General features: G+C 38.4%; 17 protein-coding genes. 10 read left to right on the top strand and 7 right to left on the bottom strand.

Features of this window, described 5'->3' with window-relative positions; translation table 11 throughout:
• Nucleotides 1-114 precede the first annotated feature (114 nt).
• From AB4111_RS16730 to AB4111_RS16720, 3 genes are read left to right on the top strand one after another with little or no spacing between them, the layout of a single operon-like run.
• On the top strand, nt 115-2,115 hold the full coding sequence (locus AB4111_RS16730) for an ATP-dependent nuclease (RefSeq protein ID WP_442032412.1): 2,001 nt from the start codon (nt 115-117) through the stop codon (nt 2,113-2,115).
• Entirely contained in the window at nt 2,115-3,923 is a 1,809-nt protein-coding gene (locus tag AB4111_RS16725; RefSeq protein ID WP_442032411.1) for an ATP-dependent helicase, read from the top strand. Before AB4111_RS16730 ends, AB4111_RS16725 begins: the two co-directional genes overlap by 1 nt.
• 41 nt (nt 3,924-3,964) lie before the next feature.
• The gene (locus AB4111_RS16720; protein WP_442032410.1) at nt 3,965-4,822 is read left to right on the top strand and encodes an NYN domain-containing protein; all 858 of its coding nucleotides are present in this window, start codon (nt 3,965-3,967) and stop codon (nt 4,820-4,822) included.
• Nucleotides 4,823-5,001: 179 nt separating this feature from the next.
• Here the strand turns inward: AB4111_RS16720 and AB4111_RS16715 are convergent, their stop codons facing one another.
• Nucleotides 5,002-5,304: a hypothetical protein gene (locus AB4111_RS16715; protein WP_442032409.1), complete on the bottom strand. Its 303-nt coding sequence runs from the start codon at nt 5,302-5,304 to the stop codon at nt 5,002-5,004.
• A gap of 446 nt (nt 5,305-5,750) precedes the next feature.
• Between AB4111_RS16715 and AB4111_RS16710 the strand changes: the two genes are divergently transcribed.
• On the top strand, nt 5,751-6,335 hold the full coding sequence (locus AB4111_RS16710; protein ID WP_442032408.1) for a restriction endonuclease: 585 nt from the start codon (nt 5,751-5,753) through the stop codon (nt 6,333-6,335).
• Nucleotides 6,336-6,965: 630 nt separating this feature from the next.
• Nucleotides 6,966-12,977: an ATP-binding protein gene (locus AB4111_RS16705; RefSeq protein ID WP_442032407.1), complete on the top strand. Its 6,012-nt coding sequence runs from the start codon at nt 6,966-6,968 to the stop codon at nt 12,975-12,977.
• 354 nt (nt 12,978-13,331) lie between these two features.
• On the opposite strand, the gene AB4111_RS16700 is transcribed toward AB4111_RS16705, so the two are convergent.
• Both AB4111_RS16700 and AB4111_RS16695 read right to left on the bottom strand, forming a co-directional pair.
• Nucleotides 13,332-13,760: a hypothetical protein gene (locus tag AB4111_RS16700; protein ID WP_442032406.1), complete on the bottom strand. Its 429-nt coding sequence runs from the start codon at nt 13,758-13,760 to the stop codon at nt 13,332-13,334.
• Between the two features lie 163 nt (nt 13,761-13,923).
• A complete protein-coding gene (locus AB4111_RS16695; protein ID WP_442032405.1) occupies nt 13,924-14,235 on the bottom strand; it encodes a hypothetical protein in 312 nt (103 codons plus the stop codon).
• Nucleotides 14,236-14,297: 62 nt separating this feature from the next.
• Between AB4111_RS16695 and AB4111_RS16690 the strand changes: the two genes are divergently transcribed.
• Entirely contained in the window at nt 14,298-14,621 is a 324-nt protein-coding gene (locus AB4111_RS16690) for a hypothetical protein (RefSeq protein WP_442032404.1), read from the top strand.
• 704 nt (nt 14,622-15,325) lie between these two features.
• Here AB4111_RS16690 and AB4111_RS16685 read toward each other — a convergent pair.
• Complete coding sequence (locus AB4111_RS16685; protein ID WP_442032403.1) at nt 15,326-15,703, bottom strand: hypothetical protein; 378 nt, start codon at nt 15,701-15,703, stop codon at nt 15,326-15,328.
• Nucleotides 15,704-16,110: 407 nt separating this feature from the next.
• Here AB4111_RS16685 and AB4111_RS16680 point away from each other — a divergent pair, with 407 nt between their 5' ends.
• A complete protein-coding gene (locus tag AB4111_RS16680; RefSeq protein WP_442032784.1) occupies nt 16,111-18,027 on the top strand; it encodes a ComEC/Rec2 family competence protein in 1,917 nt (638 codons plus the stop codon).
• Between the two features lie 15 nt (nt 18,028-18,042).
• On the opposite strand, the gene AB4111_RS16675 is transcribed toward AB4111_RS16680, so the two are convergent.
• On the bottom strand, nt 18,043-18,495 hold the full coding sequence (locus AB4111_RS16675; RefSeq protein ID WP_442032402.1) for a hypothetical protein: 453 nt from the start codon (nt 18,493-18,495) through the stop codon (nt 18,043-18,045).
• 253 nt (nt 18,496-18,748) lie between these two features.
• Nucleotides 18,749-19,051 carry a hypothetical protein gene (locus AB4111_RS16670; protein ID WP_017687204.1) on the bottom strand — a complete coding sequence of 101 codons (303 nt, stop codon included), beginning with the start codon at nt 19,049-19,051 and terminating at the stop codon, nt 18,749-18,751.
• A 350-nt stretch (nt 19,052-19,401) separates the two neighbouring features.
• Between AB4111_RS16670 and AB4111_RS16665 the strand changes: the two genes are divergently transcribed.
• From AB4111_RS16665 to holA, 3 genes are all read left to right on the top strand, one after another.
• Nucleotides 19,402-19,950, top strand: coding sequence for an RNA polymerase sigma factor (locus AB4111_RS16665; protein ID WP_017687205.1), 549 nt, complete (start codon nt 19,402-19,404; stop codon nt 19,948-19,950).
• Nucleotides 19,947-21,224, top strand: a complete 1,278-nt coding sequence (locus AB4111_RS16660) for an anti-sigma factor family protein (protein WP_442032401.1) — start codon at nt 19,947-19,949, stop codon at nt 21,222-21,224. The genes AB4111_RS16665 and AB4111_RS16660 overlap by 4 nt, the downstream gene beginning before the upstream one ends.
• Before the next feature lie 256 nt (nt 21,225-21,480).
• The gene (holA, locus tag AB4111_RS16655) at nt 21,481-22,497 is read left to right on the top strand and encodes a DNA polymerase III subunit delta (RefSeq protein WP_442032400.1); all 1,017 of its coding nucleotides are present in this window, start codon (nt 21,481-21,483) and stop codon (nt 22,495-22,497) included.
• A 186-nt stretch (nt 22,498-22,683) separates the two neighbouring features.
• Here the strand turns inward: holA and rpsT are convergent, their stop codons facing one another.
• Nucleotides 22,684-22,956, bottom strand: a complete 273-nt coding sequence (gene rpsT / locus AB4111_RS16650; RefSeq protein ID WP_024628504.1) for a 30S ribosomal protein S20 — start codon at nt 22,954-22,956, stop codon at nt 22,684-22,686.
• Between the last annotated feature and the right edge of the window lie 37 nt (nt 22,957-22,993).

Here is a 22,993-nt window from a genome sequence, read left to right as displayed (position 1 = left end):
TGAAATTAAGGAAACAGAAATATCACAATGTTTCATTCTTCATAATTCGACATAATATTCGTTGTTGATAGCGTATAGTAATAATTACCTATATAAGATGTGGAGGAGAAAAAAATGAGGTCACCATACATCTCAAAAGTAAAGATTAAAAATTTCAGGAATTTTGTTGAGGAAGAAGTGTCTTTAAATCATAAACAAGTGATTATTGGCGAAAACAATGTCGGGAAGACAAATTTTATTAGAGCTCTGCAACTAATTTTGGATCCACAATTATCAGACGAAGACAGAACTTTACAAGAATCAGATTTTAATGAACGATGTATCGACCCAATGAAATCAGGAGAACAGATCGAAATTGTTATTGAGATAAGAGGATACGAGCATAACAGGAACATTTTAGCTGCTCTTAGTGACGCAACAGTGTCGACTACTCCTCATACTTTAAGATTAACGTACAAATATTACCCAATACCTAGAGTTGATGGTAGCAACTCTTATGAATATAAAATTTTCCAAGGTAGTGATGAAAATCAATATTTTTCTCATCAGCAAAGAAAGTTTCTAAATTTAAAAGTAATTAAAGCGCTACGAGATGTAGAAATTGAAATGAAAAGTACCAGGCATTCCCCAGTTCTTCAATTATTACGACAATATGAAATTGAGAAAGACGAACTCGACGTAATTGCAACTGCTATGAAACAAAATAGTGATCTTTTATTATCATTGGATGAAGTAGATGATTTAGAAAAACGTATTAATAACCGTTTTGATGAAATTATCAAAATAGAAAAAGGATCTGAGATTAAGTTTGAAACCCTTGACGTAAATACACAGCGATTAATTAATAGTATCAAAACAATGGTGGGACAAGAAAGATACAGACGTCCAATTAGCGAAAGTAGTCTTGGACTTAATAATATTTTATATATCACATTAATGCTTTTATTGATCGAAGATAAAACTGTTCCAAGGTTTATAAAGGGAAGCTTGTATGACGAACTTTTAACGAAGGAACGTAGTCAAATTATTGCGTCTTGCTATGAAGTAAACGACAAAGGTAAGTATGTATTAAAACAGGGAATTCAACCAAATGTCATGCGTGCTCTTTATAATTTTATGGACTTGCATAATCCTCCTCTAAAAGGTTTTACATTTTTAGCTATTGAAGAACCCGAGGCTCACTTACATCCAACACTCCAGCGTGTACTGTATCAGGATGTAATGAGGGGCTCATCATCAATTTTGTTAACAACACATTCAACACATATTACTTCAGTTGCGCCAATTGAATCAATTGTTCATTTGTTAAAAAGTGAGAATGGTACTAAGATCAAAGCAACGTCTGATTTACAGATGTCGCCACAGGAAAAAAGGGACATAGAAAGATATGTGGATGTTAAGCGGGGAGAATTATATTTTGGTAAAGGGATTATTTTAGTCGAAGGGATAGCTGAGGAATACTTAATTCCTAAATTTGCTGAATTGATGCAGCTTTCATTGGATTCAAAAGGAGTCATTGTATGTAACATTAACTCCACTAATTTTAAACCATATATCAAATTTTTAGATGCACTTGGAATTCCATTTGTAATTATTACAGACGGGGATTACTATATCTTGACACCTGATAGCGATGGTAAAGAAACACGAAAATATCATTTGCTAAAGGATCCCTGGCACTCAAACTATGGTTTTTTAGGTTACGAATTAGCATTTGGAACGTTAATTGATTTGGGGAAAATCGCAGAAAGGGAGATCCCTGTAACAACTCAATTACAAAATGAAAAGCTGAATGAGTTTGGAATCTATGCTGGTGAATATACATTGGAAGTTGAAATAATGAATGCATGCGGTGAGGATAATGACTTAAAAACAATAATTTCCGATGTTTACGAAGGGCTGACTCTTGGTGGAGTACAACAAAAAAGTAATTTTAAGAATGAGTTAGCTCAAAAAGATTTTTGGAAGTGTCTTTCGAAGATTGAGGCAAAAGGTATTGGGAAAGGGAGGTTCTCGCAACAATTTGCAGATGTAACCAAAGAGGGACATGTGCCGGAGTATGTAAGAGAGGCGATTAGAAGTATTATTACTAAAGCAGGGGTTAATGAAGGCTGATGACAACATTCTACCAACAAAAAATTGAAGAAATGATGCAGGATGAACAGCAAGTAGAAGCATATAATTCTGACACCAATACTGTTGTAATCGCTGGACCAGGGAGCGGAAAAACAACTGTATTAACACTTAAAATTATAAGAGTATTACAAGGAATTAAAGAGCCAAGAGGACTGGCATGTATTACTTACAGTCGAGCAACAACTTCCGAGCTAGAGGAAAGATTAAGGAAATTGGATTTCAATCAATCGCGACAGAATGTATTTGTTGGTACGGTTCACTCTTTTTGTATTGCGGAAATAATTAGCCCTTTTTCTCGTTTGTATCCTGATTACGAAATACCTGAGACGTTCGATATTATTTCCGAAGAGAATAGAAAAGTTCTTTTTTATGAAATCAAAAATCAATTAGGGTACGGTGAAATAGCAACAACAATTGAAGAAATGGATAAGGAAAGAAATTTGAATATTGAAGGTCTAAGCGAAGTCGAGATTGAACCGTTTGAAATCGCTTTACATATTGCACGGGAATATGAAAGTGCACTCAAAAGGGTAGGTAAGATCGACTTTATAAATATAGTTAATTTTGCAACTACTTTGATCCAAAAAGAGGAATATGTAAGAAGGTGTTTAGAAGCGAAATTCCCTTGGATATTTGTGGACGAATATCAAGACTTGGGTAAGCCTCTGCATGAAATGATACTGTCGCTCTTCAATAGAACAAGTATTAATTTTTTTGTTGTTGGAGATCCGGATCAATCCATTTATGGATTTACTGGTGCTATGCCAGAGTATCTTAATGAATTAGCCAACAAGTCGCAATTCAAAGAAGTAAGATTATTGTCAAATTATCGTAGTACCCAAGAGATTGTAGATGCAACGGAATTTGTGTTAGGTAAGCAGCTTGGAAGAGAAGCAAAGTCAAAATTTGAGAAGCAAACAGAATTCCATTTTGTTGTGTGTAATTCGGAGTTCATTGAGCAATTTAATGAAGTTGTTAGAAACATTATTCCGAATTGTGTATCGCAAGGTATTCCTTATGATGAAATTGCTGTACTTGTTCCTAATAATCCCACTGCAAGAGCACTCAGTGAATTTTTTAAATTCAATAATATTCCTTACTATCTCAATAAACAAGACTATGAAAGAACTGAGGTGGTGGTTTGGTTAGAAAGATGCGCTATGTGGACTTCCGATCACGAGAAACAATCGTTTAGTTCATTATTTGATTTTTGGATCCGGCTCTTACAAAATCATAGTTTGGTTCTAGATGTAAAAGAAAAAGCATTGGCTAGAATCAACTTAATGGAGACATTACAAGGTAGCTCTGTACATGCAGGCACTTTGTCTGAGTGGTTGCAATACATGATTGACAATTTAAAATTGTACGAATTGTTAGAAAACTATAAAGTGAATTGTGATGAAAAGGAAAACCTAGAGAAAATTTACGGTTTAGCTTCCACTGGAGAATTTGTAGGTTTTGACATAACTCAATTTGGGCAATTAGGTAAACCAGATAATCAAGTTACGATCTCAACAAGACATAGCTCAAAAGGATTAGAATTTGAGGTAGTCATTCTATTGGGGATGGAAGAACAACATTTTCCAAATTATTATGCTTTACAAGAGCCCAAAAAGTTAAGCGAAGAATATCGTGTGTTTTTCGTGTGTATCAGTAGAGCAAGAAGAGTTTGTTATCTCCTTAGAAGTGAACATCATACGAAAAGTACAAGATTTGGAGAGAGGAGATTTCCATATGACCCATCAAGGTTTTGGTTAATGCTACATTCATATCACGGACAGAATTAATTTTACTTTGTTTTCAACTATAAGATGGGGGATGACTTGCTATGACTAGAACAGTGCTATTTGTAGATTACGATAATGTAAACATTACATTATCCGAAAACTACGAAAGATATGACCGTAAGAACATACAAGAAGAAATAGTTCCTAGGATTATTGCTGAATACGATAATGATCAGGTACTATTCACCAGAGCTTACCTTGATTTTAACAATATCAAGATATCCTCCGAGGGATATCAAATGTTTATGGAAAAGTTAGTTCAGCTAGTGCATGTTTATAAAGGAAAGAATACATCGGATATCAGTCTAATTATAGACGTTTTAAAATCAATTTATTTAGAAAAAATTGAAGCAGATAAATATGTTATTGCATCGTCTGATAGTGACATGCTCCCGGTAATTAAAGAACTAAAAACACTTGGCAAGGAAATTGAGTTATTATACTTTGAAGTAAATACAAATGTTGAGTATGCAAATTTACTTCCTAAATTTGGTGTGAATGCTAGGTCTATAGAGAGTTTACTTGGAATCAATAAATATGAATCCAACGACAATTCACAATTCAATGAAATTGACACATTCAGTAATATTCTGGAACTAATTAATGAAGTGATTATCAAAGCGCATAAAGAATATAAACGTGATGGTAGATACTGTGGAACATGTAACAAAAAAATACTCAAAGATCAATGTATAAGTGAGAAAATATTTATCAAACAAGATATTACTGATGGATTTGCAATCGATTATTTAGTGAATAATGGAATTATTTATGAATATGAGACGCCTAATGGCTATAAAACAATTCTTATTAGTTCAGATCCAAATAAATTTAGAGGTATCGAACTAAAAGATAAAATTGTCGAAGAAAACTTTGCATTCCTCCTTGACAAAGTGTGAGTTGTGTGGTATAAATAAAATATTAATAAGATTTTCCGTTTGATACAATTAAGATTTAACGTATTTCCAATAAGATTTGCCTGAATAATTAAGAATTAGATAGAAAGAACCCACTCAGATTTGAATGGGTTCTTTCTTAGTTTGTAAATTTTTTTTACTTCTAATTTTTATCCTATGACTTAATTTTCTGCTGTTGAGTCTTTCCCCTTCAGTCGTCCAAGTGTTTTAAGAATACTTCCACCACTGCTTGCTGCTTTTTCAACACCTTCTGTTAACTCAGCAATTCGTTCGTCTTTTTCCGCGAGGGCTACGTTCTGTTTACTTATTCCTAAATTTTTAGCTTCTATAAGATCGTTTTTTGATGCCATAACATTGGCGTTATCTGCTATCGTTTTATACAGCTTAGTATTTTCTTCTAAAAGAGTTTTGTTTTCTTCAATAACTTGTTTATAGTGTTCCACAGTGAATTTTGTTATGTCCAAAAGTTTCACTCTCCTTTTTCTTTATTATGTGTAATTTATTTCTTGAATATGTAGTTGTTCTTTTACTGTATTGATAACCTAATTCATTTTTGAAAGTTGACTCAATCACTATTGAAGAAGCTATTGTCTGCGAAGAACTAGGCAAATTTCTTGAAAAGAATATTGCTAAAATTCATCCAAAAGATTGAAGACATTTTCGTTCAGCATTATGAACAGAATTGGAATTAAGAATACAAACACTAAGAGCAACCAATAAAGCAGCCTGCTTCATTGGTTGCTCTTCTTTAATATATCGCCGTTATCATTCTCACGGTAATGATAACGGCATTATCACGTATGACTTCCTCATGTACTATTACCGGTGATTTGACATCTTATGATACCTGTAAAATGGATTGAAGCGTTGAAACGTTGGATATGATGGGGATATAAAGGAGTGACGTAAAATGACTATATTGTTTAGTGTTTTGTTAATGTTCACATGCTACCTCGTGTACAAGTACCATAATCAAAAACAAATGTTAGAAGACTATCGTAACAATGCTCTTGAGGCATTCTCATCCCATGAAGATATGAAGGAGACTCTTCGAATCGGTTTGTATAACCGCTTTAAACGGGACCTGGAAGAGGACAAGGAGGAGAATCCATTAATGTTCGAACATTTTGTCAAAGAAATTATGTCTTCTGTCCGAGGTGGTGTGACTTATGTGACCAAGAGTTCGGGAGACTTCGGCATCGATATTGAAGAACAAACCGAAGAGGGGTTATACCTCGGTCAAGTGAAATGTTATAACGATATGAATATGGTCGGTTTTGGTCCAATTGCGATTATTCACTCCCAAATGGTTAAGCAGAATGCTGTAGGCGGTTATGTAATAACAACGAGCGACTTTACGAACAATGCACGTAACTATGCTGAAGGGTTGGATATTGAACTGATTAATGGCACACAGTTGGTGGAACTATGGCTTGAGCATCTAGAGACCAAGAATGAACGTGTTGCGGCATTGATTCCTATCCCGCAGATGTAATTGTTCAAAGTGTCATTATTTCATGGCTGAGTTGGAACATAGCTGTATGCCATAATTCAGATTAAGTTTCTCATCAGCAGATTTTGCAACATCATTTGAAGGAGGTTACAAGGGGTGAACTTTAGTCTGAAAGCTTCTGATGGCACCTGTCATTGAATCCTATGGGGAAGATTATAAGGCATTAATTCGTATTGCCAGCTTGGAATATGAAGTGTATAGCCCCGGCGTGTGGAACAGAAGATAGTCACTGTGGGCACATTGATGCCGTACCGTAAGTACCGCAATACGTATTATTGTATTGTGGATCGAGACATTGTATCTTACAAACTGATGGACAAAGTTGAACGACATGTGATCACTTTATTCTGGCACGGAGCCATTAAGTGCAGGCTTATATATTGATTATGAACCGATTCCAAGAAGGGATCGGTTTTTGTATGCATTGCTTTAAGAACCTTTGCTGAACTAACGCAAGGTAGTCGGTTTTATTCTGATCATTAAATATTGTTAGATCTTAAGAGACGGATTATTTAAGTTTGCTCACTGAATTGTTATACTCATAGTGGTAGACAAAATGCGACCATCAAAAATTTGATGGTCGTAATCATTATTGTAAAGGAATGGGTTTAAATGACTTCTACGAACAATCCTACTGCGGGTATTGGGGACCCGTACTGGTATGAATGGTCTGTTGGTTTGACTTATGTAGTAGATATGCTTAATCCTGATTCTGGAATTGAATTTGTAACTTTACAGTCAACTGAAGCACAAGGGCTCGATGATGTGGTAGTGTCATACGCTGATGGAGTTAAAGAGTGTATACAAATCAAACATACCCGTATCGAAGATACTCTCACATTTGGTGATATGATAAGTAAAGAAGAGGGTAAGAAATCTTTGCTTCAGAGTCTCGCTGGTGCATGGAAAGAATCCAAGAGGAAATGGGGAGAAGTGACACCGGTTCTTTTTACTAATCGAATATCTGGTGAGAGAACCTCGACAGCCAAAAGCCAAAATGGTTTGAATTACACAAGACCTGTTTTACATAAGTTTTGGGATCATATACAAGCTCAAGCATCAATCTCAGTTAAATTTTCAGATATTATCATACCCGAAGAATGGACAATTGCTTGGGAAGAATGGCTTGGTCAAATGGATGTTCTTGATAATGAGGAAGAGAAACTTGAATTTATTAAATTGTTAAGAATAGAGATGGAGCAACCAGGTTTAACTGAGTTGACAAGAGAACTTCTACAAAAGATTTCTAACACTTTTGCAATTACAATTGATCAAGCACAATCGCTTCTAAGTTTGCTTGATACCTCGCTGCGAGAGTGGGGTACGACTATGCGTGGGACAAGAGAGGCAATAACAAGAGAACGTGCTTATACAGCACTAAGTTTGCCATCATTTGGTACAATCGGAGATCATAACCTTGTCCCTGAAGAGCCTTTTTTCCCAAGTCGTAAACAGTTCGTTGAAACTCTTGCAGATAAGTTGTTGAACGGTGAGGAGCCTATTATTTTTCTTAGTGGCATACCAGGAATCGGTAAGACTACTATTGTTAGTGCTCTTGCTAACCGTCGAGATCCTGTAATAGATTTACGGTATCATGCATTTCGCCCAATTACTCCACAAACCACCGTATTGCCTGCAGATGCAGGTGAGACTACTAAAGCAGAAGTATTATGGAGTGATCTGTTGTCACAGCTCCGCACTATCTTTAAAGGGCGTCTCGCTCATTTTCATGTACCAGTGCGCAATGATTTTTTGACCACTGAGAAACTACGAGATCATGTTCTTAGGCTAGCAAACGAACTTGGAAAAGAACGTGGTCGTCCAACGGTCATTGCAATTGATGGTATAGATCATGCTGCGCGTGCTGGATTAGATAATTACACTTTTCTTGAAACCTTAATTCCACCAGAACATGTTCCAAGCCATGTTCGTTTCCTTATAGTAGGTCAACAAGCAGAGGCATACGAGAAATATCCTTTCTGGATAAAAGATGGGACGGAAAACGTATCACATGTGACCGTTGAGGGAATGAAAGATGAAGATATTGAAAGTCTCTTTTCTTCTATAGCTACTTTATTTCCCATTGAAGAAAAAGATGCAGCTGTTCGTCTCATTGGAAGTATAGCACAGGGCAATACACTTGCTGCTATATTTGCTATTCATGAAGCCACATACAGTGCAAATATTGCTGAACTTGAAGGACGGTTAGAGAATAGACGGCTGACACACGGATTGTTTACATACTACGATCAAATTTGGTCGGCTGCTCTGCAGCCCTTACAAAGGACATTTCCTTTTCTTGGTTTTCGAATTGCGGCGTGCCTTTCTTTAATAAATGAAAGAATCACTGGGTTCGATCTTAGCAGAATATTACCAGAAATGAATATTAGCGCTTCAATATGGACGGATATCTTGCGTGCACTTCGACCATTACTTATTGAAGAAGAACTAGGATTTCGTGTAGCACATAATGACGTACGCGTTCAACTAACAAAACAAGCAGCGAACCAACCTAAGAAGATAATGGAAATAGCCAGCAGTATGGCAGATTACTATATGGATGATACCACTAAGGGAATTGCACGGCATAATGATTTATTTAATTTACTTAGATTGAGTGGACGACATGTAGATCAAGCAAGAGTATTTACGCCTCAATATGTAATGGAGGGCTACGCTCTTAATCGCCCAATAATTGAAATGATAGAGCAATGTAAAAATGCATTAATTATTGTTACTGAAACAAAGGAATGGACGTGTGTGCATAAGTTAGTTTGTGCAGCAACGACTCTAAATCAAATAATTAAAACAGTTGATTGGACCGGCAATACAATTGAGTTTTTATCTGATATTCCTCCTGTGTTGTTTTCTGAGGGGAGGGTTTCAAATAAGGAATCATGGACACTTGATACTATAGATAATACGTTGAATGATGCATTGCGGTTAGTAAATTCAGGACAGTTGCATCGTGCACGGGGACTCATGAGCCGTTGGTTTAATCATCTTTCTCCATCAAATTTAATTGAATTATTGTCATCCGATCAAATTTATGATGAATGGTATGATGAAAAACGACTTGGCGATAGAACAGCTACTATGTTACGAACATGGGGAACCGTTAGTCAGCATACAGGGATTACATGGGAAATTAAAGATGACGGAGCATCGGATGAATTGCTACCGTTGTTTTTCGGGGGTTATCTTAGTGAAGCACTTGAAAATGGAGAGATTTACAGTTGGTTGAGGGCGTTAAGGAGGTCTGAAACATTTTACTGGGATGACCTTGAGATATGCTTAGACGAATTAGTTGTTAACCGAAGATGGGTAGAAGTTTCTATGACCCTTTTAATGTTAGGAGAAGATAGAGAAGAGTGTCCAATATCATTTCAAATAAAAGCAGCTACTTATGCTTTACTCTCCGGGCGTGTTGAATTAAATGAAATTTGGGCGCAACCCATAGCCGATGCAGGATTTGATTTACTTACTGATTATGATGATCGTTATACGGATAAGTATGCAATGCTTTTCTCTGCGATTAGTTTTGTGATTAGTTGGATTTATCCTCATCGTGAAAATGGTGGTATCAGTAGTGAAGGAACAAGTTTTTATTTCCGAAACGGTGGAGATACTCGACAAAGGGAACACCTTGCTATTTTACTTAACGCAAGCGCATTTGTAGGAAAATGGTTTGGAGTTTTATCAAGAAAGGGTCCAGAAGCAGCTGCAAAAATTGTCACTGTGGATGAACTTGAATTGGTTCTAAATGCACTCGTTTCACAAAAGAAACCGTGGAAAACCATTCACGGTTATGGAAAACTAACAAAGAATATTTTAGAGATATTTGTTTTTTGCACTGATCGAATAGGACTATCCTTTGAAAGATCATTTTTCAAATTTATTCAGGATAAAAGCAGTGGATATCCTGCAAATTATATGTTGGAGGTAGGTTGGGACTATTTATCTATACGAGGGGAAGAAAAACTACTTAAGTCATGGTTCGATTATTGGTGTGGACCAAATGGGAAGGCTTGGCATGTGGACATTGCCAGTCGTGTAGATATAGTGAATCGTTTTATACAAGCTGCTGCAGCGTCTAACTTTGAAGATAAAGTCACTTCTGCGAAGAAACTATTACAATGGGGCATGATAGGTTATACCAGTCACAAGGAATATGTTCTTGAAAATCCACTTGCTTGGTACCAATCACTTCTTAAAGTTAACCCAGTTCTCTGGAAAACCGAAGGAAAACGTCTTATTGAATTGTCACAGGAGGCTTCTAAAACAGGTGATAATCGTATTTCTTCTATAATAGAAGCCGCAGTTTCAGAATCAGTTGCGTTAAGTGGTGTCTCTGATATGTGGATTTTTTATAATCTGCAGAACCGAGACACATTATTACTAGAAGAGCCAGGCACCGTTTTTGATGGGCTAATCGCAATGCTTGAAACTAATAGCTTATCGGAGAATGAATTATTGGGGCTGTGGGGATTTGGACTTGGTGCGTTTATGTGGCAAGCGGGAGAAGATCGGGGTTATTTGCATGATCTAAGAGTTGCAATTTTGCTCGCAGCAGAGAGGGAAGGCTTAGATTCTTTTTCGGATAAAATGGAGGACTTGGGTAAAACGGAAATTAAGGTAACAGTTGATAATGTCCGTTATAGATATCCTGATAGATGGTTTAATCAAATTGAAAGTAATACCAATTATGAGTTACAGGATCTTCACGAACTGTCAATTGAAGATGCTATTGAGCGGGTGAGCCAAATGTATACGGGTGACACACAGTATTCATCGCAGTCCTTGGAACAGTCCATTTCTTTAGTCACAAAAAGAATTAAAAAGGAAAAAACTATAAACTTTCAAATGCATGTTGATCGATTACTGAAAATAATAAATCAACGTTCATCAAAAAACGTATGGGGTAGTGCGCACCTTTTGTTATTCGGAGAGTTAATGAATTTACTTTCTGAGGATTCGATTTTTGAAACCCTAAAGAGATTGATTTTAAGTCTAGATTTAGAAAGTAATGATAATTATTGGATCGGACATGTATTTGATAATCTAGATACCATCTGTAGATATAAGGCAATGGCAGAGGGGGAACAAGCGTTACTGGAAGGATTTCGCAGGCATGTTGATACACAAGAAATGTGGGTTAATGGAAATGGATTTTTACCGGAATTGCAAAGGTGTATTATTCCTGTGGCTGAACAAATCGATGAACCTCCCACGTCTTGGAATCAATTTGCGGTCCGATACCTGTTTCATGTCTTAAAATCTGATAATGGATCGCGTATAGAAGCTGCTCTTCGTGGTCTTTGGGCTCTAACTAAAATAAATCCGTCCGATATGAGCTATATCATTATCAAGTGGGAAGAATTATCCTCTCGTACTAAAGAATGGGTTCTGATAATTGTTGAAAGAGTTGCAAACTGCATACCCGAGGCTTTCAACTTTTTCTCTGAAGTCGTTTCACTATGCTATAACGGCACTGACCTAAGACTGAAACTTCAGGCATGGGTGGTCTTACAAGCATTGCAGAGAAGTAAAGGAGTTGAATGTGAAGTTTGGAATGTTCATAAGCATCCACAGTATGAACAATTGATCTCCTCAATTACAGGGCACTCAGGGGGAGTATTGAAAGTGCCTAGTACTGCCAATGGCTCTATTTCAACCATAGGAGGAATTCAAACTATTCATAGTATTCTTCATCTATTAAGTGCTGCAACACTTGATGATGTTGATGATGTTGAAAGAAAATACGCTCTTTACAAACAAAGCAATGTAACTTCATCACATCATTACCATATGGAGAGTTTGAGGAAAAATGATGGTGAAATGAAAGTTCCGGAATCACCTGAAGCAGACTTGCTAATGGATATTATTTACTCTGAGGTCTATCATGACAGGTGGGATTATGTACCGATTGTGAGGCTGGCACAAGCATTAACTACAGGCGACGACCCATTTATTCTTTTGAGTAGTCCACAAGAAGCGATGGATGCAGATAATTGGGTTATCGATGAAGAGTTAGATTCACTGATAAAAGAGCAGGAGACACTGAAGCAAAAACTTATTCAAAATATAAATGCAGGTCTGTCAGAAGATGAAATTGTTTTATCTGCTGTATTGTTAACATATAGTAGATCAAATGATGTGAAAATGGTTTATAACGTAGCTATCGAGGACGAGCGATTCTTTTCAAACTCTGAAAAAAATAAAAGTACATTTAATGGTCGGAGTTTTGCAATGTATGACATAGAACGTTTCGACCCACTTATTAGTATGGAACCTGTTATGACGATGGGCTATGAATCTGGAGGAATTGGGAGTTTTGTTAATCAAAGTTTTTTAACTTATCCATCACACATATGGACTACCCTCTTCGGGTTTGAGCCTAGTCCCTCTGACCCAACGATATGGCTTTATAACAATGAACCAATAATAAGGTTTGACTATTATCATGGACAGATCCGTGACCTGATACGTGATAGGTTGTATCGTCAACCAATATTACAACGGTGGGTATGTGATCGTAAAAAGTTTGAAAATTTATTGGAGCAAATGGGGTTAGGTAGTTCCCACTTTTCAACACTAAAGGTCGATAAAATAAGTAATATATAGCATCATAAAAAAATCATCGGTTACCTTAACTCTGAGGTAGCCGATGATTTTTTTATGATTTCATTAGTTGCTCTTCTATAAATAGAATGCCGTTATCATTCTCACGGTAATGATAACGGCATTATCACGTTTTCTGGAGACGAAAAACGCTCTTTATCATTTATTCTGCCAATTGTCGCTATTTATCAAAGTGACTGGTAATTTGTGCGGTGCTTATCATTAGGAGTCGTGACAGCTTATCAATTTCTGTGGAGACGGTGTTGATTTGACGCGGTTTTTCGATATGCGTTTTATCATTTAATCTGGTGGCTTACATTCCCTATTCCTTTTTTCGTTCTCGTTTATTCACTTTCTTCAGGAGTCCGAAAGAACCCAATCCTTAGGTATGTAACCCAGATGGTAAGCTTCCGTTTTAAGGAGCAATTTTATTTGGATATTGATTTGAGTTAATTGAATATACATTTGATCTAACTTGTTCTCATCATCATGTTTATATCCACTTCGTTGAAATCTTTGTGTTTTTAAATATTGATTAAGTGTATTGGCTTCATGTTCTAAAATCTGATAATTCCTTCTTAACGCCTCGATCGCTTTCGTGGTATCTTCAGTAATCTTACCCTTTGGAATAACCACATCAACTGCTGCTTCTATAGAAGGAATGTGTAACTTGTCAGCAAGATATGGTCTATGATTTCCACCTGAGCAAACTGTATATTTTCCTTCTGGTATTAAATACAGATGCAAATCTATAGGCGATTCATCTTTCCAACCCTTTGTAGCCACGGATTGCCTAAGTCGTTTCATTTTATTATCATTTGCTATATCTCTTAGTCGTAGACCGAGTCCGATAATATCCTTTGTGTGTACTGTCTGGATTCCAACGTCCGAAAGATCTACAACGAAAACCGATACTCTTAGTTGAATATCGATTTTCGTTGTGACCTGCTTATTCCTGTCTTTTCAAAAGTTCTTTTAATAATTCATTAATCTCAGTTTCTAAACGACCTCTGCTCATTTTTTCAGCAAGCTTGTCTAATTGTTTTGCAACTTCGGGTTCAACTAAGAAAACACGTGTGACAAGCTCTATAACTGTTGATTTTGGAATGAATGGATGACTGTGTATGTGGTAGTCAATTTGATTGTGGTCGGTGATGTCTTTCTCTATGGCTAAACTTTTCTTTTTAAGTTCAACTTCTTGAAGTGCTTTCTCCATGTTGTCCCATTCTTTTTCGAAATTACTTTTGCTATTGTTTGACATGAAATTCTCCTTTTCGAAGGAATTAAACTGAAATTATTATAACAATAGTTAGAGGTGATCTAATGTATTCTTATAATAACATAACCTTTTTTATTGAACGTCCAGGCTTAGCAGAATCCATTATTCAATGGGAATCCAATGGGTACGAGACTCTTTATACTCTTGATGCTCGCGAAAGCAGAGTTAACACTGAAAATTATATTGTGACTTTTGGTAGAATTGATACTTATTATTATCTTGGCTCCACATCAAAAAATCAAGTTGTTTACAGTGCTTTTCCCAATCTGCCAATGTTTTTTGATTTTTTACATTATGGGTGGTTCACAAGGATCGAAGGCACCGAAGAAGGTCTTACATTTGTGAAGTCAATTATTCAAGGTTTATAGTAATCATTAGGGCAAAGTATGCTCGAGTAAACGGTTTTGCATAAATGGACCGCTACTCCATTAGCTCCATTAGTGTTTGTGAAATAATTCATTGAGCAGTATTATGAACAGAATTGGAATTATGAATACAATTACTAAAAGCAACTAATGAAGCAGGCTGAGATTAAGCAGCCTGCTTCATTAGTTGCTTTTCTATAATATAATGCCGTTATCATTCTCAAGGTAATGATAACGGCATTATCAGGTTTTCTGGAGACGAAATACGTTATTTATCATTAATTCTGCAAATTGTCGCTATTTATCAAAGTGACTGGTAATTTGTGCGTTACTTATCATTAGGAGTGGTGACAGCTTATCATTTAATCTGGTGGACTACATCAAAGCAAAAAATAAAATTATTGAAAAAAACCTTGGATTCCTTCTTGACAAATTTTGAATTTTGTGGTATAAATAAAATATTAATAAGATTTCCCGTGCAATTCAATTAAGATTCAACGTATTTCCAATAAGATTTGCCCGATTAATAATTAAGAAATGGATAGAAAGAACCCACTCAGATTTGTGTGGGTTCTTTCTTAGTTTGTAAACATATTGTAGGCTACCACTTACTGTAATTTCCATCACGATCGTCAATTCTTTAGCCAAAGCATTAGCAAGTATTGTTAAATTCTTATCGTCCATATTATCCTCTCAAAATTATATATTCATTCCATTATAAACGAATGAGGAAGGGTGATCGACAGAGAACTCAAATTAGATGAACAAGAGCGAATGATTTCAGTTTCCTTAATTAAACATATATCTTCTAATTCATGCGCAATATAATCTGCAATGTGAACAGCATGCATAGCGTGACGATTTCTTCTTGCGTGTGCCTCGGGACTAGATATTCCTCCGTCTCCGCCTGATTCTATAACTATTTTTCTGATTTTGTGAGAATTAGCATAAATATTTACGCTATACTCTATGGTAGGAAAATCAGAATATGTATATAATCCAACTTGTACTTGAACACGAATTATACCTTTATCAGGAATACAATCATTTGAGAAGTTAAAATAGTTTAGTTGTATTTCCTCCAATGCATAACACCTCCCATTTTTTAATTTCTTCTATGTCAGATGTCCACCTTTGTTGCAAATATCATTAAATTGTTGGATGAATCAAGTCAGGAAAAAAGATAATATCATTATAAGCATTGAAGTGACATCTCTAAACGATGTCCCGAAGTAAAATTACATGAAGCTTTCCTTTAATTAATGCCGTTATCATTCTCAAGGTAATGATAACGGCATTATCATGTTTTCTGGAGATGAAAAACGCTCTTTATCATTAATTCTGCAAATTGTCGCTATTTATCAAAGTGACTGGTAATTTGTGCGTTACTTATCATTAGGAGTGGTGACAACTTATCATTTATTATGGGAGCGGTGTTGATTTGACGCGGTTTTCCGATATGTGTTTTATCATTTAATCTGGTGGCTTACAACTGTTATCCGGTGGTTCACCTTCAGTGATTCGGGCAGGCATTATGTCCATGATTGGTTTGTATATGGCGCGCCGTGGCCTCGCGAGAGATGGTCTGCAGATGATCAGTGCAGCAGCATTACTGATGATGTGGTGGGACCCGTACTTTTTACTAAGCGTGAGCTTCCAGTTATCCTTTCTCGTGACCGCAGGTTTGATGATCTACATGCCATTGATTAACCGACTGTTCGGCAGCTGGCCGAAATCTCTTGCTGCAACAGCATCGGTTACGGTGACCGCTCAGTTAATTTCGTTCCCAGTAACCATTCTGTACTTCAACCAGTTTTCATTACTCTCATTTGTAGCCAACTTTCTGCTGGTTTCTCTGATTAGCGCTATTGTATTACCTTTGGGAACGGTCGCCATGTTATTGTCATTCATATGGGTTCCTTTGGCGAGACCTCTCGCGTGGATTGCGATTCAACTGAATCAACTGACTTTTGTAAGCGTGGAGTGGATGAACAGCCTGCCAGGTTTTGTGTTGATCTGGGCAACACCTTCCCTGTTGTGGATAGCCGCATATTATGCCGTTTTGTATGCCTTACTCTATCTGTTGCATCGTGGCAATGGTGAGCAGCGAGAAACAGCGTTTATTGAGGAGGATACGGCTCCTCTTGTGAGGAGACTACCTCCAGTTTCCATGGGGAATGTGGGCATTCGCTCTTCGATGTCTAACGTGGCACAGGATCAAGGTAAGAAACGTGTAGATGGAAAAGAAACTTCATTAACGACATTAGGAGCCAGTATTGCCTGGCCGGAGTATACAAGTGCATTTACCGCACGAGGTGCAGGTTATTATGCGCATGAACGAATGAGTAAAGTTCAGCGATGGTTGTGCGGTTTACTCGTGATCAGCTTTGTTACTGGATTGTGGTGGGCATATCAGACTCCCAAGCCTGCTGGAACCGGCATTGTGCAGTTTTTGGATATTGGACAAGGGGACAGTGCATTAATTACAACCCCGGAAGGCAAACATATTTTGGTGGATGGCGGGGGAACAGTTAACTTTGGAAACACAGAGCAATCGTGGAAAACAAGACGTGATCCGTATGAGGTAGGAGCCAAGGTAGTTGTTCCTCTATTGAAAAAAAGAGGCATCCATCAACTGGACGCTGTCATTGTAACGCATGCCGATCAGGATCATGCCGGAGGACTACAGGCTGTGCTGGAACAGATTCCGGTTAAACGGTTCATGTTTAATGGCACGACCAGCGGTAAGGATAACTTTGATAAGTTACTGAATACAGCCATGGAACGAAAAATTCCTCTGTATGCCATTCAGCAGGGTATGACTTATAAGGCTGATAAAGAGACAAGTTTACATTTTATAGCTCCAGATCTGGCGCATATGGATGTAAATGCATCCGGCAATATGCCTGTGTCTGAACACCAGAATCATGATTCCGTTGTCTTTTTGCTGGACATGGCTGGTACTTCCATGTTGTTCACTGGGGATATGGATGCAGCAGCCGAGCAGGATCTGCTCTATATGATTCAAGATGGCTCGTTGGCTACCCAGTTTGAACAGAAAGGAGCAGATTTTGGAGTTACAGGTGGAGTTGTACAACGTGTACTTACACATCCGTTGCAGGATAATTCAAATGATGTTTCAGCATCTATCTCCATAGACGTGTTAAAGGTCGCTCATCATGGTAGTAAAACGTCGTCAACCGAAGCCTGGCTCCAATACTGGAACGCCAAAACCGCTGTGATATCTTCCGGTGTTAACAATACATATGGGCATCCCAACCCGGGAGTGATGGAACGGCTGGAAGCTACCGGGTCAGAGATTTATCGTACAGATCAGATGGGAGAGGTTCAGATGAGAGTGAAAGATGGGAAGATTGATATTCGGTACAAGTTGGTCGGTGTTGAGTGACGGCACGCGATCTATTTATCGGTGTGAAGATGAGTGAAGAAAACTCCGATTGAATACCAACTGGAAGGCAAAAAAGACAAGAGAACATACAACAATGTGGATAGTCTGACCAGAAAAAGTATTGAAGTTACGTGTAAATATCGAGAAGATGATCCCACCTATGAATCCTAATAGAGCATATGCGGCTATAGCAACTAGCAAGCTCATATACGTATGATCTTTTTTTCTGTATAAAAGTAATCCATCCACCAATATGGAAAGTGGCATAATTAAGAAAAGTAAAATAGCGAGGTTAATCAATAATCCAACCGCAAATGTATAGCCGAATGGATAATAGTAAGTATTTTCTAATCTTTCATCTATAGGGACATAGTGATAAATCCCCATTGCAAGTGAAATGAAAATTGCAGTTAATACAGCTGCAAGTATTTTTCCGCGCGGCCCATTGATTTTATGAGTGTTTGTCATTTAAATATTGACCTCCATCTTAAATAACTATATTTAACAAGAGATTGACTAAGAGATTTACTATATTTTAACATACAGAGGTTGGAGGGAAATAATTAAACGATTTTATTCTGATCTTAGATGACAGTGATTCCTCACTTCATTTGATCGCAAGTTACAGCAAAGCACAAAAAAGCCCGCTTTCCGTTACACTCCACGAGGGAGAATATCGGAAAGCGGGCCATTTTTTCAAAATGTAGAAGAAATATAAGAACTACTCCACGCCATCCTTAAAGTGTTTGCTCCAGTGTTTGTCGCCCTTGTGCAACAGATCTTCTACCGTTTTCTCAAGAGTCATCAACAGCTGTGCTCTGACATCAAGTACGGTTTCTCTGTACAAGCGTTCTTCCGATCCAACGATTTTATCGCCGTATAATGCCTGTGCAGCTACGTACTTCCGATGTTCCTCGACCAGAGTATCAATGGACTCCAGTGCATGTTCCACAAAGTGGGAAATACTTTGGTATTCTTTGGGCATTTGTTCTTTTAAAGCTTGAATTTTCGCTAGAGCTGGCATGCTCATCACCTCGTGTTTATGAATGTAAATTTACAATACACCATTTTCATGAAAATTGCATTAAAAACAGCTTAAATTTGGACAAATTTCGACTTTTTTTTATTTTCAGAACCAAAAAGTGCTTAGCTATAATGTATGCCATTGCATTTGAATTGAGTCGTGTAAGTAATGGAATCCCTTTTGGATACGTTTGGTGACTCGTTATGCAATTTCTGTTATTCTAAGAGAAGATTTCAGCGGCCCAAATACATACGCCGTTATTTTGTTATGGCAAATTAAAAAATACTTAACTTTGCAACAATTTTATTGATGATCACGTCTGTAAGGTTGCAGGGAGAGGGGGATCCTTTGTGGTAGAGCCGGAACTCATCAGAGCCGCTCAATCGGGCGATCGCGACGCTCTAATTACCCTATTGCGGGAGATTGAACAACACGTCTATCGGACCGCATATTACATTCTAAATAATGAACAGGACGCTTTGGATGCTGCTCAGGAAGCGTTGATCCGAATTTACACCAAAATCAACTCATACGAAGAAAAGGCCCAATTTAAAACCTGGGTACAACGCATCGTCACGAACATCTGTATTGATAAATTCAGAAGAACCAAACCGTCCGTCTCCATTGACGAACATGACATGGTTTTTCAGGATAATCAGGATGTGGAGTACGAGGTCATGTCTACATATGTGGCCCAAGACATTCAGGATGCGATCAACAAGCTTCCCGAGCATCATCGTACCGTTATTGTTCTAAGATATTTGCAGGACTTATCCTACAATGAAATTGCGGATTGTCTCGATCTTCCATTGAATACGGTGAAATCTTATTTATTTAGAGCTAGGCAGCAATTACAGAATCTACTACAGGAATATCAGAAAGGTGGTGTGACAGGATGAAATGCGAAGAGGTGGTGGAATGGATGCACCGCTATCTGGATCATGATCTGGGCGAGGCGGAAACCGCGCAGATGCTACAGCATGTGGCGAAGTGTCCGGAGTGTGCCGAGAATTTTAGTTTACTCAGAGCTCTTTCCAGAGAACTGGAAGAATTACCGCAAGTAAGCCCGAGATTCAGTCTGGTTGATGCGATTATGCCACAACTTGATGCCATTGACGAAGCGCGGAAGGAACAAAGTAGCACCATACAGGAAATGAATCCTGTCCCCGCTGCATTTGAGAATTTACAACGTTCAAGTGAGCGGAAAACGAAACAAAAATGGCTTAACTCGATGGCAGGACGTATGTCTATGGGGGCAGCGGCTGCGGCAGTTGTATTGGGATTCGCCATCTGGGGATATCAGCCTGACCAGATTGAGAATGCCGATTCCATGCTGATGAGCTCAGGAACTTCTCAAGAGAGTGGCAATGTGGATGAGAATCCTTTAAGCAAAAGTATTGAAAATTATGATCCAGCCACTTCGTCCCAACCAAGCAGCAACGATGTTTTTGTGGATGAGTCGAATGCTTCCTCAACGGAAGGGGATAACCTGGGAACAGAAACAATACCTGAAGAGAATGGTGGAGATGAGGTACAGAAGAATGAAGTTCGGACAGATCCGACACCTCAACAGCCAGCTACTGAATCAACACCTGCTCCGAATAAAGGAACTCAGGATCATTCGTCCAAAACACCTACGACCGATAATCAGAATAATCAGGTTCAGAACCAAGATGCTGAGCAGCGAAATCAAGAACCAGGAGATGCTACCAAATCTTCTGCAGATGGGGAAGAGAATGGAGTAACAGAAACAGAAAATGGAGATTCCTTTACTTCTCAGACAATCGTACCGAATGTAAATGAAGATGCTCCGGTAGAAGGTAATTCTGCTCCTGATTCCGCTGCAGGTACAGACGCCTCTGGAGGAAGCAAAGGATTCGCAGCAGGACCGGATCAGGAGATGGCTACAACGTCAGCACCAAAAGAATGGAAATCACCTGACGGTTCTTACGTAGTTATGCTTCTTGGTGATCAGATCAGCATCTACTCCAAACCTGTGGGCGAACCGGATGTTCTAAATTTGGTTGAACAACGCAGTATAGAGGGCACACTGAAGTCAGCGAGTTGGTCGAAGGATGGTACCCTATTTAATTACGAAACGGACAAGGACGGAACAACGGCGAAGAACTCGTTTAATGTGCCTGCTGTTTCAGGTGGAGCTTCTGCGAAATAATTAAAATTGGGGAGTGCGCTCCTCTCAACGAAAGAACATTTTCAGTATGACAAGCATATATTGGAAGTAACAAAACGTCCTATCTCAGTTCAAACAACTGACGTCGTATGACCGCGCACCGGCTTTTTCTAGAACTGCTGGTGTCTGCGTTTATATAGATGTAGGACAGGGGACCTTCATCCATAACAGGATGTAAGGTCCCTTTGTTGTCTTGCATGTTTTCTGGTAGGATAAGAGGGATAAGGAGGCGCCGTGAATGGATGTAAAAAGTGCAACAAAGGCAATACGTAATGGAGAAACGGCACCGATCTATGTGCTGTACGGAACGGAGAAGTACCAGATACAGCAATTTACGGATATGTTAAAAGAACAGGTTATTGAAGAAGAACATCGTGATTTTGCGATTATTCCATATGATTTGTCTGAGACGGCTGTGGAGGTCGTAATTGAAGAAGCAGAGACTGTACCTTTTCTGGTTCCACGCAAATTAATTATTGTAAGGGACTCGAGCCTGTTCACTGCAGGTAAAGAATCCAAGATTGAACATCAGGTTGATCGTCTGCTTACATATATGGAAAATCCGGCAGATTACAGTACGATTGTTTTCCTGGCCCAAGGGGATAAGCTGGATGAGCGTAAGAAGCTGGTGAAGGCTGTCAAGAAACAGGCAGTGGTTCTTGCTTTTGCTCCACTTAGTGGAGATGAGCTGTTGAATTGGATTGTGAAACTGGCGAAACAGCGGGATGTTTCCTTGGAGACGGGCGCGGCGGAAACACTAATCAGCTACGCAGGAACAGGTCTCCAGACCCTGTCTGCTGAAGTAGACAAGTTATGTTTGTTTGCGGGTAATGGTGGGACAATTAAGCGTGCTGATATTGAATCGCTGGTTGCCCGCAGTACAGAGCAGAATGTATTCTCATTGGTGGAAGAACTCGCTAATTTGCGACTGGAGAAGGCATTGGCTCTGTTCTATGAGTTGCTGAAGCAGCGGGAAGAACCGATTAAAATTGCGGCTTTGATCGCTCGGCAGTTTCGGATTATGATTCAAGTTAAAGAGCTGGGCCAACAAAGCTACTCTCAACAGCAGATCGCCAGTCAACTTGGTCTACATCCATATGCTGTTAAGATTGCGGGAGAACAAGCTCGCAAATTTCAGGCGGATCGTCTGAGAATGATCCTGAGTCACCTCAGCGAACTGGATTACCAAATGAAAACAGGAGCGGTGGATAAAGTACTTGGTCTGGAGCTGTTTTTATTGAGACTTGGTGCGTGAAGAATATGTAACGTAATAGATTACTAGTGTAAATAACAAACAAAGCGACCTTTGCTCCATGATGGTTAGATCATCGGAATAAAGGTCGCTTTGTCTGTGTCTTATACTTATCGAATCAGATACTAAAAAATCCTGAAAGCCTATGCTGTTCAGGATTTTTCCATTGGATCGTATAAGTAACGCTTCTTACGCTTGTGCGGAAAGAGCGTTCAGTTTTTTCGCCAAGCGAGACTTTTTGCGTGCTGCAGCATTTTTATGAACCAGACCTTTAGTTACAGCCTTGTCCAGCTTTTTGGAAGCAGCTTGAATCGCAGCTTTTGCAGTATCAACTTCGTTACTTACCAGAGCAGCATCAGCAGCTTTAACAGCTGTACGGAGTGCAGACTTCTGGGAAGCGTTGAGTGCGCGGCGCTTGTCGCTCGTTTTTACGCGTTTAACAGCGGATTTGATGTTTGGCATTACATTCACCTCCTGTAAGGCATTTGCATGAATACAA

It is taken from the genome of Paenibacillus sp. 2KB_22 (assembly GCF_052115745.1).
Lineage (GTDB): Bacteria > Bacillota > Bacilli > Paenibacillales > Paenibacillaceae > Paenibacillus.
Note: the sequence above shows the minus strand (reverse complement) of the source record. Positions and strands in the feature narration are given on the sequence as shown.